This is a genomic window from Sunxiuqinia rutila (assembly GCF_050589705.1).
Classification (GTDB): domain Bacteria; phylum Bacteroidota; class Bacteroidia; order Bacteroidales; family Prolixibacteraceae; genus Sunxiuqinia; species Sunxiuqinia rutila.
Genome location: NZ_JBNGOT010000006.1, coordinates 132,455 through 147,042, shown reverse-complemented (window position 1 = coordinate 147,042; position 14,588 = coordinate 132,455). Strand labels below are relative to the sequence as shown.

12 protein-coding genes are annotated in these 14,588 nt (G+C 46.5%); 6 read left to right on the top strand and 6 right to left on the bottom strand.

What is annotated here, in order from left to right; genetic code table 11:
* From folK to ACRD6K_RS09295, 3 genes are read right to left on the bottom strand one after another with little or no spacing between them, the layout of a single operon-like run.
* Positions 1-390, bottom strand: coding sequence for a 2-amino-4-hydroxy-6-hydroxymethyldihydropteridine diphosphokinase (gene folK, locus ACRD6K_RS09305; protein WP_430973025.1), 390 nt, complete (start codon positions 388-390; stop codon positions 1-3).
* Positions 387-740, bottom strand: a complete 354-nt coding sequence (locus ACRD6K_RS09300; protein ID WP_430973024.1) for a dihydroneopterin aldolase — start codon at positions 738-740, stop codon at positions 387-389. The genes folK and ACRD6K_RS09300 overlap by 4 nt, the downstream gene beginning before the upstream one ends.
* 4 nt (positions 741-744) lie before the next feature.
* Complete coding sequence (locus ACRD6K_RS09295) at positions 745-1,473, bottom strand: SDR family NAD(P)-dependent oxidoreductase (RefSeq protein ID WP_430973023.1); 729 nt, start codon at positions 1,471-1,473, stop codon at positions 745-747.
* Between the two features lie 264 nt (positions 1,474-1,737).
* Between ACRD6K_RS09295 and ACRD6K_RS09290 the strand changes: the two genes are divergently transcribed.
* Positions 1,738-2,838, top strand: coding sequence for a universal stress protein (locus ACRD6K_RS09290; protein WP_430973022.1), 1,101 nt, complete (start codon positions 1,738-1,740; stop codon positions 2,836-2,838).
* A 94-nt stretch (positions 2,839-2,932) separates the two neighbouring features.
* On the opposite strand, the gene ACRD6K_RS09285 is transcribed toward ACRD6K_RS09290, so the two are convergent.
* Positions 2,933-3,541: a riboflavin synthase gene (locus tag ACRD6K_RS09285; RefSeq protein WP_299578535.1), complete on the bottom strand. Its 609-nt coding sequence runs from the start codon at positions 3,539-3,541 to the stop codon at positions 2,933-2,935.
* A 329-nt stretch (positions 3,542-3,870) separates the two neighbouring features.
* Here ACRD6K_RS09285 and ACRD6K_RS09280 point away from each other — a divergent pair, with 329 nt between their 5' ends.
* Positions 3,871-4,602 (top strand): FadR/GntR family transcriptional regulator, encoded by a 732-nt coding sequence (locus ACRD6K_RS09280; protein WP_299578536.1) that lies wholly within the window; start codon positions 3,871-3,873, stop codon positions 4,600-4,602.
* Here ACRD6K_RS09280 and murQ read toward each other — a convergent pair.
* Positions 4,599-5,414 carry an N-acetylmuramic acid 6-phosphate etherase gene (gene murQ, locus ACRD6K_RS09275; RefSeq protein WP_430973021.1) on the bottom strand — a complete coding sequence of 272 codons (816 nt, stop codon included), beginning with the start codon at positions 5,412-5,414 and terminating at the stop codon, positions 4,599-4,601. The two genes, ACRD6K_RS09280 and murQ, sit on opposite strands and share 4 nt — an antisense overlap.
* A 10-nt stretch (positions 5,415-5,424) precedes the next feature.
* Positions 5,425-6,273, bottom strand: a complete 849-nt coding sequence (locus tag ACRD6K_RS09270) for an ATPase (RefSeq protein WP_430973020.1) — start codon at positions 6,271-6,273, stop codon at positions 5,425-5,427.
* A gap of 158 nt (positions 6,274-6,431) precedes the next feature.
* On the opposite strand from ACRD6K_RS09270, the gene ACRD6K_RS09265 reads away from it, so the two are divergent.
* From ACRD6K_RS09265 to ACRD6K_RS09250, 4 genes are read left to right on the top strand one after another with little or no spacing between them, the layout of a single operon-like run.
* On the top strand, positions 6,432-8,909 hold the full coding sequence (locus tag ACRD6K_RS09265; protein WP_430973019.1) for a bifunctional glycoside hydrolase family 9 protein/polysaccharide deacetylase: 2,478 nt from the start codon (positions 6,432-6,434) through the stop codon (positions 8,907-8,909).
* A 41-nt stretch (positions 8,910-8,950) separates the two neighbouring features.
* On the top strand, positions 8,951-10,420 hold the full coding sequence (locus tag ACRD6K_RS09260; RefSeq protein ID WP_299578540.1) for a sodium:solute symporter: 1,470 nt from the start codon (positions 8,951-8,953) through the stop codon (positions 10,418-10,420).
* The gene (locus ACRD6K_RS09255; RefSeq protein ID WP_430973018.1) at positions 10,389-11,498 is read left to right on the top strand and encodes an acyltransferase family protein; all 1,110 of its coding nucleotides are present in this window, start codon (positions 10,389-10,391) and stop codon (positions 11,496-11,498) included. Before ACRD6K_RS09260 ends, ACRD6K_RS09255 begins: the two co-directional genes overlap by 32 nt.
* A 34-nt stretch (positions 11,499-11,532) precedes the next feature.
* Positions 11,533-14,526 (top strand): serine hydrolase domain-containing protein, encoded by a 2,994-nt coding sequence (locus ACRD6K_RS09250; protein ID WP_430973017.1) that lies wholly within the window; start codon positions 11,533-11,535, stop codon positions 14,524-14,526.
* The last annotated feature ends 62 nt before the right edge of the window (positions 14,527-14,588 follow it).

Sequence of the window (14,588 nt, the reverse complement as noted above, 5' to 3'; positions counted from 1 at the left end):
TTATTCTTTGTTTGATGCATGAAATCCCAGTTCAGCAGCCGATTGGCGCAGGAAATCACGCGTGTAATAATCCTGATCAATGAGCTGGCCGTTCCACACCATAAGATCCAAATCAATGGTTCGGGGACCGTATTTGTGTTGAGTCCGATCGCGTCCAAGTTGATCTTCAACTTCCTTCAGGTATAGGTTTAACTCCTCTTGCGACCAGTTGGTTTCAATTTTAACGGCTCCATTTGTAAAATCACTCTGTGCAGTGTAGCCAATGGGCTTGGTTTTTAGCATGGTCGATGTTTGTAAAATGGTACAGGATTTCCCGATCAGCTGCAGGGCTTGTGCAATGTTTCTTTCCGCGTCAATATTCGATCCGATGCCAATTATGCAGGTGTTCATCGCTGGGCTTCCATTTCAAAAGAGACCGATTCGGCAAACCGCAGGGCATGAGGTTTATCTACTTCTACTTTGGCGTGGCGAACACGTTCGTCTTCCATAATTAATTGCAGCAGATTTTTGGTCAAGGCTTCCAGCAGCTTGAAACGTCCTTCCTGCACAAAAGCAATGATTCGCTTGGTAATCAGCTTGTAGTCGTAAATGCCATCCGGCTCGTCCGACTCCAGCGCTTCTACCGGAATGTCCACCTCAATTTCGAGGTTGATTACTACATCTTGCTTGTTGACCAGTTCTTCGGGGTTAAACCCAATATAGGTTCGTATTAAGAGGTCTTTTACGCGTATTCGTGCCATAGTTTTATTCGTTTTTTCCCAGGTTTTCACCGCCATCAGCAAAAAGCAGTTGGCCGGTTAAATGCGTGTTTTCTATGATGAAGTCGAGGCTTTGCAAAATAGGAGCTAGTCCGCCGGGCTTTTGCATGGGGATGGCTTGAGCCAGCTTCCACAAGTAATCCTCATCCTTGTCTTCGGGAGCTAAGCTTACGCCCGGTGCAATCGCGTTGACGCGGATGTGTGGAGCAAACTCCAGTGCTGTCATCTTGGTCAGTTCCCAAAGGGCTTTTTTGGACAGGGAGTAGGCCGCAAAATTAGATTTGTTGCTTGTTATTCGGGTGTCAACAAAGTTAATGATCAAAGCTTCCTGACCCTTGTTTGCCAAATCGCGGCTCAGGATAAAAGGAGCTTGGAAATTGACCGCCAGCTGACGATGAAACAAATCCATTGATGTGGACTTGATGCTCGAAGGTTCAAAAACAGAAGCATTGTTGATTAATAAATCAAGCGTTGAAAATTCAGCGAGCACGGCAGGAATGAGCTGTTGAACTTCTTCTTCATTGGATAGGTCGGCCTTGAAAATACGGAAACAAGCTTCGCTAAACTGTTGGTTTAATTCCTGTTGAAGCTTTTGGGCAGCGTCAGCCGAAGTATTGTAATGAAGCGCGATATTCCAGCCGCGTGATGCCAGATGCTGGGCCAAGGCCTTGCCAATACGTTTTGATGCTCCTGTGATCAGTGCTGTTTTTCTCATCCGTTTGACGTTTAATTTGCGGCAGGTAAAACTTGAATCTCAATTCTATTAAACCGCAGAATTAACTGATTAAAGGTATTGTTTTATGTCAATAAAGACAACAGGAGAACACGGAATTTGTTTGTAGCCCATTATAGATTCCGGCACCTCCCTCTACTTGATGTTTAAGAATAGCTTTCGTAAGATTCTGATAAATTTTTGAAACTAAAACGTCACAAATTCCGAAAAATAAAACAGGGCTAATGTTCATAAAAGAGATTTATTATGGAAGAAAAAATTATCACTATTGCCATGTTGCCTTACGCTACCGCAGAGGTTTTGCGGTCGATGCTCGAAGCCAAAGGAATTGAATGTTCTCTGGAGAATGTGAATTTGATTCAGGGGGCGGTGGCTTCCGGGGTAAAAGTGCGTATTAATGCCAAAGATGCGAGTAAGGCGTATCCGGTTTTGGATAAAGTGTTGGGTAAGATTGATGAAGACTATAAAAAGCCGGAAGATTTTATCCTCATTCCTGTTGATTTTTCCAGCTACTCTTTAAAGGCGGCGGCAATGGCATTTGAAATTGCCCGAAAACTGAACTCCGGCGTGGTATTTTACCATGTCATTCCTCAGCCTGATTATTTTACCATTCCGTATTCCGATGTAATGGCTTTCGATGCCGGTCTTTACGATCACCTGAAGGAGCGGGAAGAATATGTGCACGAGGAGTTTGCGCGGTTTCAGAAAAAGCTGCTGGAACAGGTTGGGCAGGAAGTCTGGGATGCATTAAAAATGGAACAAATTATCAAGATGGGCTATCCGGAAGAAGACATCCTGGCTTACACGGAACTTCATCCTCCACGGATGATTGTTATGGGTATTAAGGGACCCTCGAATGAGCTGGATGCCGTGATGGGAAGTACAACGGCAGGGGTGATTTACAAGGCGAAGGTTCCTGTTTTGGTAATTCCCGAAAAGGCGCCTTTGTTGAATTTATCGTCGGTTAAAAAAGTGGTTTATGCCACCAATTTTGATGATAAGGACTTTCATGCCATTGATAAGTTACTGGGGCTGCTAAAACCCTTTAACACCGAAGTAACCTGCCTGCACATTGGCGATGAGGAATACAAGGAGCTGAGCGAAGCCCGGATGAAAAGTATGCGGAAAGTGTTGAAGAAAAAGTACCCGGATGACTCGCTGACCTGTCAGATTATGACTGGCAATGACGTGTTGGTTGACCTGGAAAAATACATTCAGGAAAAGGACATTGATATTTTGTCCTTAACGACTCATAAACGAAACATGATTACACGGATTTTTAACCCGAGTATTGCCCGTAAAATGGTGTTTCACCTAAAAACCCCCTTACTGGTATTTCATGCCTAGTGATTTCTGAGGTTTTAAAAGGAAAGAAAACAGGAAGTTATCGTGAAGTTCGCTTCAACATAACTTCCTGTATTTTTTTAAGGCTTGATGCTGGCTAGTTGAAGCTAGCCAATTTAGCCAGGTACTTGCCAATAATATCGAATTCAAGGTTGATAACAGTGCCGGGATTGAAGGTGTGAAAATTGGTTTCTGCGTAGGTGTAGGGAATGATTGCCACCTGGAAGGAGTTGTCTTTCGAATTGACTACCGTAAGACTTACGCCATTCACTGTAACCGACCCTTTTTCCACCGTCATGTAACCTTGCTGTGCTTTTTGCTTGTCGAATTCGTATTCGAATGTGAAATACCAGCTGCCATCGGCTTCTTCCACCTTGGTGCAGGTTGCAGTCTGGTCAACGTGCCCCTGAACAATGTGTCCGTCCAGGCGTCCGTTCATCATCATGCTACGTTCCAGGTTAACTTTTGATCCGACTTCCCAATAGCCCAGATTGGTTTTTAACAGGGTTTCCTTGATGGCTGTTACCGTGTAGGTTTTCGCCTCATTGTCCACTTTCACAACAGTCAGACAAACACCGTTGTGCGATACACTTTGATCGACTTTCAATTCGTCAACAAATGAACAGGTCAGTGTAAAATGATAATTTTCCTGCTCTTTTTCAATGGCTTTAACTACGCCGTATTCTTCAACGATTCCTGAAAACATAGTACTTCAATTTTTTATCCTGCGAAGTTACCGAATTCGATGGAATTCCAGAAATGGAAAGCCTGACTTTGACGGAGATTGACTGCCTGCAGAATGCAACCGGGAGATCCACTTGGCTTGCAAATACCGTTTCTTTCTGGTGTGACCAATTGCTGAAATTGGGCTGCACTTTTTTAATTCCGAATGTGTATTTGACCTTTTTCAGGGCCTGAACCGGGCTTTTCTGCTTCATAAACTTGAAAGTCAAAAGAACCATAGGTGAAAAAAATCAGGCCTGATACTCGCTTATTTGTGCTATCTTGCACAATGCTTTGGAAATGCAAAACGCCATGAATGATATTTTTAAAAAGATTGGTACGACACAAACTTTAAGTCAAAAAATTGAGCGGAATATCGAACGGGCTATTCGGGAAAAGAAACTTCCGATTGGTTCTAAGTTGCCTTCAGAGAGGGAGCTTTGTGAGATGTTTGCCGTGAGTCGAACAGCGCTTCGCGAAGCCTTGCGGCGCTTAAGTGCCCGGGGGTTGATCGAAATCAGAAAGGGGAGTGGCATGGTCGTGAAAAAGATCAACATGAAAGATGCCATTGACTCGCTGAACCTGTATTACGACTTGAAATTTGACATGAACCTGATTAGTCAGATCATTGAGTTGCGTCTGGCTTTTGAACCGGAAATTGCAAAAATGGCTGCTTTGAACCGGAAAGATGAGGACCTGGCTAATCTGGAGCAAAACCTGATTGATTTTGCAGCCTGCGATCCGGACAATACCCAGCTGGAATCAGACATGGACAATAAGTTTCATTTAAATGTGGCCCGGGCTACCGGAAACCCGTTTGTGATTGTAACCATGGAACCGGTACACAACCTGCTGCCTCGCATGCGGAATTTTATTTATGCCAATATTGAGGGTGAAAAGGAAATTACCTTGGGTTATCACAAAGAAATTGTAAACGCCATACGCGAGCGCGATGCCGAGCGGGCTTACGAAAAAATGCAAGCCCACCTGGATCGGAATATGCAGGTTTATAATAAGTTCATGAAAATTCCCGAACAGGATTAGTGCTCTTTGCTGGCCTCCAGTGCTTTGTTGACCGAACCATGCAAGAGCAATAAGCGTCTGGCCTTGGCTTCGTCGTAGCCCAGCTCGTCCATGATCATGCGGGTGCCTCGTGCAATGAGTTTTTGGTTGGTCAGCTGCATGTTTACCATTTTATTTCCTTTTACACGTCCCAGTTTGATCATGAGCGTGGTGGTAATCATATTCAGAATCAGCTTTTGAGAAGTGCCTGATTTCATGCGTGTGCTACCCGTAACAAACTCTGGTCCAACAATAGCTTCAATGGGAATATCTACTTGTTTGGCCAGTTCGCTGTTGGGATTGTTGGTAACACAGCCGGTCAGCAATCCATGTTTGCGTGCTTGCTTCACCGCTCCGATGACATAAGGCGTACGGCCTGACGCTGCAATGCCAATCACCGTGTCCAGCGGGGTGACCTTGTAATTTTGAAGCTCTTGCCAGCCCAACTCTTCGTTGTCCTCAGCAGCTTCAACCGCTTTTCGAATAGCCTGGTCTCCACCGGCAATCATTCCAATAACCAAATCATAGCCAACGCCATAAGTTGGAGGAATTTCTGAAGCATCCAGAATGCCTAAACGTCCGCTGGTGCCGGCGCCAACATAAAAAAGACGTCCTCCTTTGGTCATCCGTTCCACGGTTTGTGTCACCAGCTTCTCAATTTGAGGAATGGTTTTTTGCACGGCAGGAAGTACCTTTTGGTCTTCTTGATGAATATTATCAAGCAGTTGCCTGACATCCATTTCTTCGAGGTTGTTGTAATGCGAATCGGCTTCAGTTACACTTTCTATTGTCATCTTTTCAAGTTTATTCTTCGGTATGTTCATGATACTCTTTCAACTTATCGATGGGCCCCTTCAGAATGATTGGTGTCGGAAACCCATAAGCTTGAGCCAATTCATCAATGATTGGCTTGAAGTGCCAGGCCACAGAGCCCACAAAGCCAAGTGGATAATTTCCGGCTTCGGGCAGCTGAAGGATATTGCGTTCAAAAAACTCTTTGGCGCTCGTTGTCACCAGCCTGTGGCAGTAGGGGACTGCCAGGTGCCTGGATAGGAAAGGAGCAAAGCCAGCCAGGTACTTGTTTGGCCGTTCGGTCCGATAGACTCGTGTCAATACTTCTGCCTGATCGAGTGAAAATTCGCTTTCAAACAGTTTTTTACAATCGGCAGGCATGATGTTTTTGAAATAGTCGCCCAACAGTTTTTTTCCGAGTACCGCCCCGCTAAATTCATCTCCAAGAATGAAGCCTAGCGGAGGAATGCCGCTAACGATTTTCTGACCATCGTACAGGCAGCTGTTGGAGCCCGTGCCCACAATGCAGGCGATTCCGGCTTCGGTGCCAAATAATGCCCGGGCTGCACCCAAAGCATCGCTGGCTGTTTCTATTGAAACATTGGGGAATAGCCGTTCAAGGGCTTTTTTGATAACATCGCCTCGTTCCTGGTTGATAATGCCTGCCCCGTAGAACTCGATTTTGTCTACACTGGTTCCGGCGGGAAGAAGCAATTTTTCGCGAAGTTCTTCATAGATATCTTCACTGGTTCTGAAGAACGGATTAATTCCTTTCGTTTGAAAGGCCAGCTCTTTGGAAACCTTACCTGTCAGCAACCAATCGGTCTTGGTTGATCCACTATCAGCAATTAATCGAATCATGAAGCAAATATAAGGAATTTTGGTTCATAATAAAGAAAGTTATAAGATGTATTACAGATTTTGCTTTTGTGTGATTAAAAACTTATTTTTGAAGGAGAAACCTAACTGGAGTTTTTGAGCCGTCCAAGGATCAAAAGTTTTCTTTAAAAACCTGACATATGAACTATAAGCTAATTACGCTCCTTGTATTCTTTGTATTTTGTGGGGCTTTAAGGCTTTCGGCACAGCCTGTTATTCGTATCAATCAACTGGGCTATCTTCCCAAGGCATTTAAAACAGCTGTTTTGTTGAGCCCTGAGGAGCTTATAATCGATAAGTTTGAGTTGTATGACAAAATTTCCGGAGAGAAAGTTTATGAAGCTTCGGCTGAAATTGCAGATGCCTCGCTTTGGGGGATGCAGTCTGCCTACCGGCTCGATTTTTCAGCTTTCCAGGAAGCCGGTGGTTTCTTTGTTCAGGCAGGAGCAGCGCAATCGCCTTCCTTTCGCATTGGAAACGATGTTTACGATGGAACGGCCGACTTTGTGCTGAACTACATGCGTCAGCAACGTTGTGGTTTCAACCCGTTTTTAAATGACTCTTGCCACTTACACGATGGTGTTATTGTCGATCATCCGACCCGTTCCGGCGAGCAGATTGACGTGACCGGTGGCTGGCATGACGCCTCTGATTACCTGCAATATTTAACGACTTCAGCCAATGCAACCTACCAGATGCTATTTGCCTACCAGCAAAATCCGGAGGCTTTTGGCGATAAATACCAGGCCAATGGCTTAGCCGGAGCTAATGGAATACCTGATATTTTGGACGAAGCGCGCTGGGGGCTGGAGTGGCTTTTGAAAATGAATCCGGCAAAAGATGAGATGTACAACCAAATTGCTGATGATCGCGATCATAGAGGGTATCGTCTGCCCAACAAGGATACGGTTAGCTATGGGCTGGGGAAAGCACGTCCGGTGTATTTTGTTACCGGAAAACCACAAGGCTTGGGAAAACATAAAAATCGGAGTACTGGGGTGGCTTCTACGGCTGCCAAGTATGCTTCGGCGTTTGCATTGGGCGCTCAGTTGTTTGACGATATAGACCCTCAGTTGGCTGAGGTGATACACCAAAAGGCTGAAGACGCCTGGACTTTTGCACTTTCTGATCCTGGGGTGTGTCAAACAGCCTGCATGGTTTCTCCTTATTTCTATGAAGAGGAAAATTACATCGATGATATGGAGTTGGCAGCAGCTTCGCTTTACCAATTGTCTGGTAAGGATGACTATCAGCAACAGGCGCGTTACTGGGGTGCGCTGGAACCGGTTACCCCCTGGATGGCTTTGCATCGGGCAAGGCATTACCAGTACTACCCGTTTGTTAACTTGGGACATGCTTTGCTGGCACAATCCGCCAATGAATCCACTTCCGAGCAATTTCTGGCCCTGATGAAACAAGGACTGAGCCATTTAAAGCACTTTGCAGGCAATGATCCTTTTCAGCTTGGAATTCCTTTTCAGTGGTGTTCCAACAATTTTGTAGCCGGGGCAGCTACTCAGGCCCGGCTGTACCGTCAGCTCAGTGGCGATGAGACTTTCGCAACGCTTGAAGCGGCCCTGGTCGACTGGCTTTTAGGCTGTAATCCCTGGGGGACAAGTATGATCTGCGGACTTCCTGAGGGAGGTGATTACCCGGAAAAACCGCATTCTTCCATCACGGTTCTGATGCATGAAACCACCACTGGCGGGCTGGTGGATGGACCGGTTTACCGATCGATTTACGAGAGTCTGCGTGGGATTCAGCTTTTGGAACCGGATGAATATGCCAATTTCCAGAAGGGGAAAGCCGTTTATCATGATGATATTGGCGATTACTCATCGAATGAACCGACCATGGATGGCACGGCGAGCTTGAGCTTTTTATTTTCTTCGCTGGAAGTTGAGGGGCAAAAAGGCCAAACCATGAGCCGGGTGGTAAAAGACACTCAGGGGGCATTGGTGCGGATGGATACCACGAGCCGGAAGGTTTACCTGATTTTCTCCGCACATGACTACAACGATGGCTGCGAGCTGATTGCTAAAACCTTGAAGAAACACAACCAGGAGGCTTCCTTCTTCTTTACCGGAGACTTTTATGAAAATCAGGATAACCAGAAATTAATTGCCCGGTTGATGAAGGATGGCCATTATCTGGGGGCCCATTCGGATAAGCATTTGCTTTACGCTGACTGGGAGAAACGCGACTCACTGCTGGTAACGCGCGAAGTGTTTGAAAAGGATCTGGTAGCCAACTATCATAAAATGGCCGAGCTGGGCATTGATCCATCCGAAGCACCTTACTTTTTGGCGCCTTACGAATGGTACAATGAAGCCATTGTCAACTGGAGTAAGCAGCTGGGTTTACAAGTGGTTAATTTTACACCGGGGATACGCACCAACGCAGATTACACAACTCCTGACATGAAAAACTACCGATCGTCAGAAAGGATTCTAAATGACCTGAAAAGCTTTGAAAACGATCAACTGGCCGGACTTAATGGGGCTGTTATTTTGATTCATCTGGGAACAGCTGCTGAACGAACCGATAAGTTTTATCATCATCTGGATGAACTTTTGGATTTCCTGACCAATAAAGGCTACCAGCCAAGCCGTTTGTGATGAGGATGTAGGGTTGAAATTTTTTATGCTGAATTTATACTATGACTAATTCGCTGATTCTGACTGTTATTCTTTTGTTTTTTGGCTTGTTGATGGTGATTTCTTACCTGACCTCAAGAAATGCCAGCAACGATACTTTTTTTACGGGAAATCGCCGGTCTCCGTGGTACTTGGTGGCCTTTGGCATGATTGGTTCTACCATTTCGGGGGTGACTTTTATTTCGGTGCCGGGCGAGGTGGGCAACACGGGCTGGACGTATTTGCAGTTTTTGCTAGGCAACTTTGTCGGTTACTGGATCATTGCATTGGTTTTAATTCCTCTGTATTACAAGCTTCGGCTCGTTTCCATCTATACTTATCTCGATCAGCGTTTTGGCCTTCGTTCATACAAAACAGGAGCTTTCTTTTTCCTGCTTTCTCAAACCATTGGAGCCTCTTTTCGGCTTTACCTGGCGGCTGGTGTGCTTCAACTGGCTTTTTTCGATGCGCTGGGTATTCCTTTCTGGTTGACGGTTTTGCTCACCCTGCTATTAATCTGGATTTATACGCACCGGGCCGGAATTAAGACGGTTGTGTGGACCGACTCCTTACAGACACTTTTTATTTTAGGGGCCGTAGGGATGACCATTTGGGTTATTTCGGAACAACTGGACCTGAGTGCCGGGGGCTTGGTGGAAACAGTGGCCAATCATCCGTACAGCCGGATCTTCGATTGGGATTGGCAGTCGAAAACCAACTTTTTCAAGCAGTTTCTGGCTGGTTTGGGGATCGTGATCACGATCAATGGATTGGATCAGAATATGATGCAGAAAAACCTGACCTGCAAAACGCAGCAGGATGCTCAGAAGAATATTTATTGGTTTAGCCTGGCTTTTATCATTGCCAACCTGCTTTTTCTGTGCCTCGGCGTAATGCTCTATTTTTTCGTGCAGCAAAAAGGGCTGGCTATACCCGAGCGTAGCGATGACCTTTTTCCGATGTTGGCGATGCAATATTTTGGGCCATTGGCCGGAGCACTGTTTTTGCTTGGTATTCTGGCTGCAGCCTACTCTAGTGCCGACTCCGCCCTGACGGCGCTGACAACTTCGTTTTGCATTGATTTTCTAAATATTGATGCTGAGGCGAATAATAGCAAAGCCACTCGTTTTAAGGTGCACATTGCCTTTTCATTGCTGGTTTTCCTGGTTATAGTCCTCTTCCGTATCATTAACGACGAAAGTGTGGTGACTGCTGTGTTTCGGGTGGCTGGGTACACCTATGGTCCCTTGCTGGGTTTGTTTACTTTCGGAATTCTGACCAAACGACAGGTGAAGGATCGCTATGTTCCTATTGTAGGCTTGCTGTCGCCTGTGTTATCTTTGGTGATTGACCGCAATTCGGAAAGCTGGCTGGGTGGCTACCAATTTGGATTTGAACTTTTGCTGCTGAATGGCTTACTTACGTTTATTGGATTACTCTTGTTGACAAAAAAACATACAAATGAAAACAACGCAACGCTACCTCGCACTTGATGTGCTCCGCGGCATTACGATTGCTGCGATGATAACCGTGAATACTCCCGGCAGCTGGTCGCATATCTATGCTCCTTTGCGCCATGCAGCCTGGCATGGATGTACGCCCACCGATTTGGTCTTTCCATTTTTCCTGTTTGTGGTTGGGGTATCCATGTTTTTCTCTTTTTCAAAATACGGCAATCAGCTGAACAGGGAGTCGCTGGTGCGCCTGAGTCGGCGAACGGTGTTGATCTTTGCCATCGGCTTGTTCCTGAATTCTTTTCCGCAGTGGAGTAAGGATTTTTCTCAGTTGCGGATTATGGGCGTACTGCAGCGGATTGCACTGGTTTATGGGTTCGCCTCCTTGATTGTCTTATCGGTTCAAAAGAAGTACCTGCCATACATAGGAGGCATTATTTTGTTGGTTTACTGGGGAATAATATATTTTATGGGAACGGGTGACCCATACAGTCTGGAGAGCAATGCCACCATCCCGTTTGACCGAATGATTCTGGGTGAGCAACACCTGTACCGGGGCTTTGGTATTCCTTTCGATCCGGAGGGTTTGTTGAGTACATTGCCGGCTATTGTAACGGCAATACTGGGTTACTTGGCCGGTTCGCTAATCAAGCAGCATGAAAAATTGCAAGTACCCAAACAATTGGTGCTTTGGGGCATTGCAGGGGTGATCGGCGGATTGGTCTGGGGACAGTTTTTCCCAATCAACAAGGCCCTTTGGACAAGCTCGTATGTGCTTTATACGGGAGGGCTGGCCAGTATTTTCCTGGGTGTGTTGGTCTGGATTATCGACTTGAAGCATTATCAGAAGTGGACCTCCTTTTTTGTAGTATTCGGCATGAACCCCTTGTTTATCTTCGCGCTGTCTGGCTTGTGGGCCATTACCATCAGCCGGATTATTCGTTGGGAAGGCCGGAATGGCGAAATGCAAAATGCTTACAGCTGGCTTTATCAAGAGGTTTTTGTTCCATTGGCTGGCCCTTTGAACGGGTCGCTCCTGTTTGCCCTTACCCACATTGTTTTCTTCTGGTTTATAGGCTATGTGCTTTACAAGAAGAAAATATTCATCAAGGTTTAATGATTAAATTGCGGAAACCAAAACAGCTTTCGGTATGAAACGGATTCTCTTTTTTAGCTTGCTTTTCATTCTTCTTGCGGTAAAAGCACAGGCTCAGTTTGTGATGAATGCCTTGCTGCAGGACCATTGGGTTGACTCTGTGTTTCAATCGCTGACACCCGAACAGCGCATCGGACAGCTGGTTTGGATTAACACGGCAGCCAACGCAGACCTGGAGAAACAATTTGAAGTTGCAGAACTGATTGAAAAATATAACCTCGGCGGAGCTATTTTTTTCACCGGCGACCCGGTTAAGCAAGCTCGTTTAACCAACTTGTACCAATCGGTTGCTCAAACGCCTCTGATGATTGCCATGGATGCAGAGTGGGGGGTAGGAATGCGGCTTCCAGGAGTTATTGCTTTCCCATACAATATGATGTTGGGCGCATCGGATGATCCTGAATTGATAAGGGAAGTCGGGAAAGAGATGGCCCGGCAGATGAAACGGCTGGGTGTGCAAATGAGCTTCGGGCCTGTTGCCGACAGCAACACGCAGCCGTTGAATCCGATTATTGGGATGCGTTCTTTTGGTGAATCTCCGCAACGTGTGGCCGACTTCAGTTTGGCGTATATGCAGGGCTTGCAGGAGAATGGTATTTTGGCAGTAGCCAAGCATTTCCCTGGGCATGGCGACACCCAAACTGACTCGCACTACAGCCTTCCGCTGGTTCCTTATTCACGTGAACGACTCGACTCTGTTGAGCTATTTCCTTTTCGTCGGTTGGCCGATGCAGGGATTGCAGGCGTGATGACGGCTCACCTGAATGTTCCGCAACTGGATACGTTGAAGGGAATTCCTTCAAGCTTGTCTGCCCGCATTATTCAAGGAGTTTTGCGTGATGAATGGCAATACGATGGCTTAGTTGTTACTGATGCCATGAACATGGCCGGGGCAAATACCTATGGTGCGCCGGGCGAGATAGAAGCACTGGCACTAAAAGCAGGCAATGATGTGGTGGAGTTTCCGAAAGACATCGAGCAGGCGATAGCAGGCATTAAACGGGCAATTGAGCAGGGGAATCTTAGTTGGGAAGAAGTGAACAGCAAATGCCGGCGTGTTTTGGCAGCTAAGCGTTGGGCCGGACTTGATCAACTGGAGCCGGTTGATCCGCATGGTTTGCTTGAGGACCTGAATGCCCCGCAAACCGAATTGGTAAAGCGGAAAGTGATTGAGTCGTCGCTTACTTTGCTTGAAAACAGCCAGGAGCTGATTCCGCTGATGCGGCTCGATACCCTTCGCATAGCCTGCCTGACGGTGGGAAGTACCCCGGTGACGCCTTTCCAGAAGATGTTGGCGAAATACACGGAGATCCACGATTTTTTTCTTCCGGAGCATTTTTCAAAAGAGGAGCTGGAAGCCGTAAAGGAGCAGTTGCAGGACTTTAACCTGGTGGTGGCAGGCCTTCACTTGTATGAAAGTAAGACAAGGCGTTCGATGCAGGTGGGCAACATGCAGCGCACCAGACCGGAACGTCCCTATGGATTAAGCGGACAGACAGAAGCTTTGCTGAACTACCTGGCCAGTGATAAAAAGTCCATTGAGGTATTCTTCTCCAGTCCTTATGCCTTGGCTGAGGTGAAGAACTTTCAGGCACCCAAAGGCCTGATTATGGCTTATCAGAATGATTCACTGGTGCAGGAGCTCGCGGCTCAGTTAATTTTTGGCGGCATTAGCTCGTCCGGGAAGTTGCCGGTTAGCCTGGGAGACTATTACGCGGCAGGCGATGGTTTGACCATTCTTGAACCGATTCGTCTGAAGTATACCATTCCGGAGGAAGTGGGTTTTAACAGCAGCCGGCTGAATAGGCGCATTGATTCTTTGGTGAGAGAAGCCATCGTCAAAAAGGCCACTCCGGGCTGCAGCGTGTTGGCTGCCAAGGACGGGAAAGTAATTTTCAATAAAATCTATGGGTACCACACCTATGAACAACTGGTGCCTGTGCGGGAAAACGATTTGTATGATTTGGCTTCGGTGACCAAAATTACCGGCGCGCTGGCAGCTGTCTTGAAAATGACCGATGATGGACTGATTGATTTGGATGAGCCGTTCTCAAAGGCCTGGCCCGACTGGCAAAAACGTTTGTTCCATCGTTCCAATAAAGAAGCACTGAGTTGGCGGGAAATTCTGGCGCATCAGGCAGGATTGATACCCTACCTGAACTTTTGGACTGAAACCGTGGACGATGGCAGCTTGAAACCGCGTTGGTATTCCTTTCAGAAGCAGAAGGATTATACTCTGGAGGTGGCTCCGGGCTTGTTTCTGAATGAAAAGTTTACAAAGAAAATGTATCGCACCATTCGGAAGTCCAGCCTGAATGAACCAGGTAAGTATGTGTACAGCGGACTTTCGTTTTTGGTCATACCAAAATTGACTCAGCGGCTAACCGGCCAGAATTACGTCGATTTTCTGGATCAAAACTATTATCAGCGCCTGGGGGCTGGCCGCTTGACCTACAACCCGCTTGAAAAGTTTTCAGTAAACGAAATTGTGCCTGCAGAATACGATCAGTACTACCGCAAACGTCAGATACACGGCACGGTGCATGATGAAGCAGCGGCTGTGCTGGGTGGCGTATCCGGAAATGCGGGTTTGTTTGGCACGGCCAACGACCTGGCCAAGCTGATGCAGATGTATTTGCAGATGGGCACATACGGCGGATACCAATATCTGCAGTCTCAAACAATGCAGGAGTTTACCCGTGTGCAATTTCCGGAAAATGACAACCGACGGGGGCTGGGCTTTGATAAGCCCTTACTCAACAACCGGGAGTTAACGCCCGATGCCGCTTATCCTTGTATCGGAGCCAGCCCTGCAAGCTTTGGACACTCCGGGTTTACCGGCACTTTTGTTTGGGCCGACCCCGAAAGTCAACTGGTTTATATCTTCTTGAGCAATAGGGTTTACCCCAGTCGCGAAGGCAATTTATTAGGTCGAATGAATGTTCGAACAGACCTCCTTCAGATTTTTTACGATGAACTTGCTCAATAACATGTATTACATCTTACCAATTGAATAATATTTCATAACTTAGTTGGCAATTAAAAGATGGT

Excerpts from the sequence above, each read along its gene's own strand:
- folK (WP_430973025.1), bottom strand. The coding sequence starts at position 390 with ATGAACACCTGCATAATTGGCATCGGATCGAATATTGACGCGGAAAGA.
- ACRD6K_RS09300 (WP_430973024.1), bottom strand. The coding sequence starts at position 740 with ATGGCACGAATACGCGTAAAAGACCTCTTAATACGAACCTATATTGGG.
- ACRD6K_RS09295 (WP_430973023.1), bottom strand. The coding sequence starts at position 1,473 with ATGAGAAAAACAGCACTGATCACAGGAGCATCAAAACGTATTGGCAAG.
- ACRD6K_RS09290 (WP_430973022.1), top strand. The coding sequence starts at position 1,738 with ATGGAAGAAAAAATTATCACTATTGCCATGTTGCCTTACGCTACCGCA.
- ACRD6K_RS09285 (WP_299578535.1), bottom strand. The coding sequence starts at position 3,541 with ATGTTTTCAGGAATCGTTGAAGAATACGGCGTAGTTAAAGCCATTGAA.
- ACRD6K_RS09280 (WP_299578536.1), top strand. The coding sequence starts at position 3,871 with ATGAATGATATTTTTAAAAAGATTGGTACGACACAAACTTTAAGTCAA.
- murQ (WP_430973021.1), bottom strand. The coding sequence starts at position 5,414 with ATGACAATAGAAAGTGTAACTGAAGCCGATTCGCATTACAACAACCTC.
- ACRD6K_RS09270 (WP_430973020.1), bottom strand. The coding sequence starts at position 6,273 with ATGATTCGATTAATTGCTGATAGTGGATCAACCAAGACCGATTGGTTG.
- ACRD6K_RS09265 (WP_430973019.1), top strand. The coding sequence starts at position 6,432 with ATGAACTATAAGCTAATTACGCTCCTTGTATTCTTTGTATTTTGTGGG.
- ACRD6K_RS09260 (WP_299578540.1), top strand. The coding sequence starts at position 8,951 with ATGACTAATTCGCTGATTCTGACTGTTATTCTTTTGTTTTTTGGCTTG.
- ACRD6K_RS09255 (WP_430973018.1), top strand. The coding sequence starts at position 10,389 with ATGAAAACAACGCAACGCTACCTCGCACTTGATGTGCTCCGCGGCATT.
- ACRD6K_RS09250 (WP_430973017.1), top strand. The coding sequence starts at position 11,533 with ATGAAACGGATTCTCTTTTTTAGCTTGCTTTTCATTCTTCTTGCGGTA.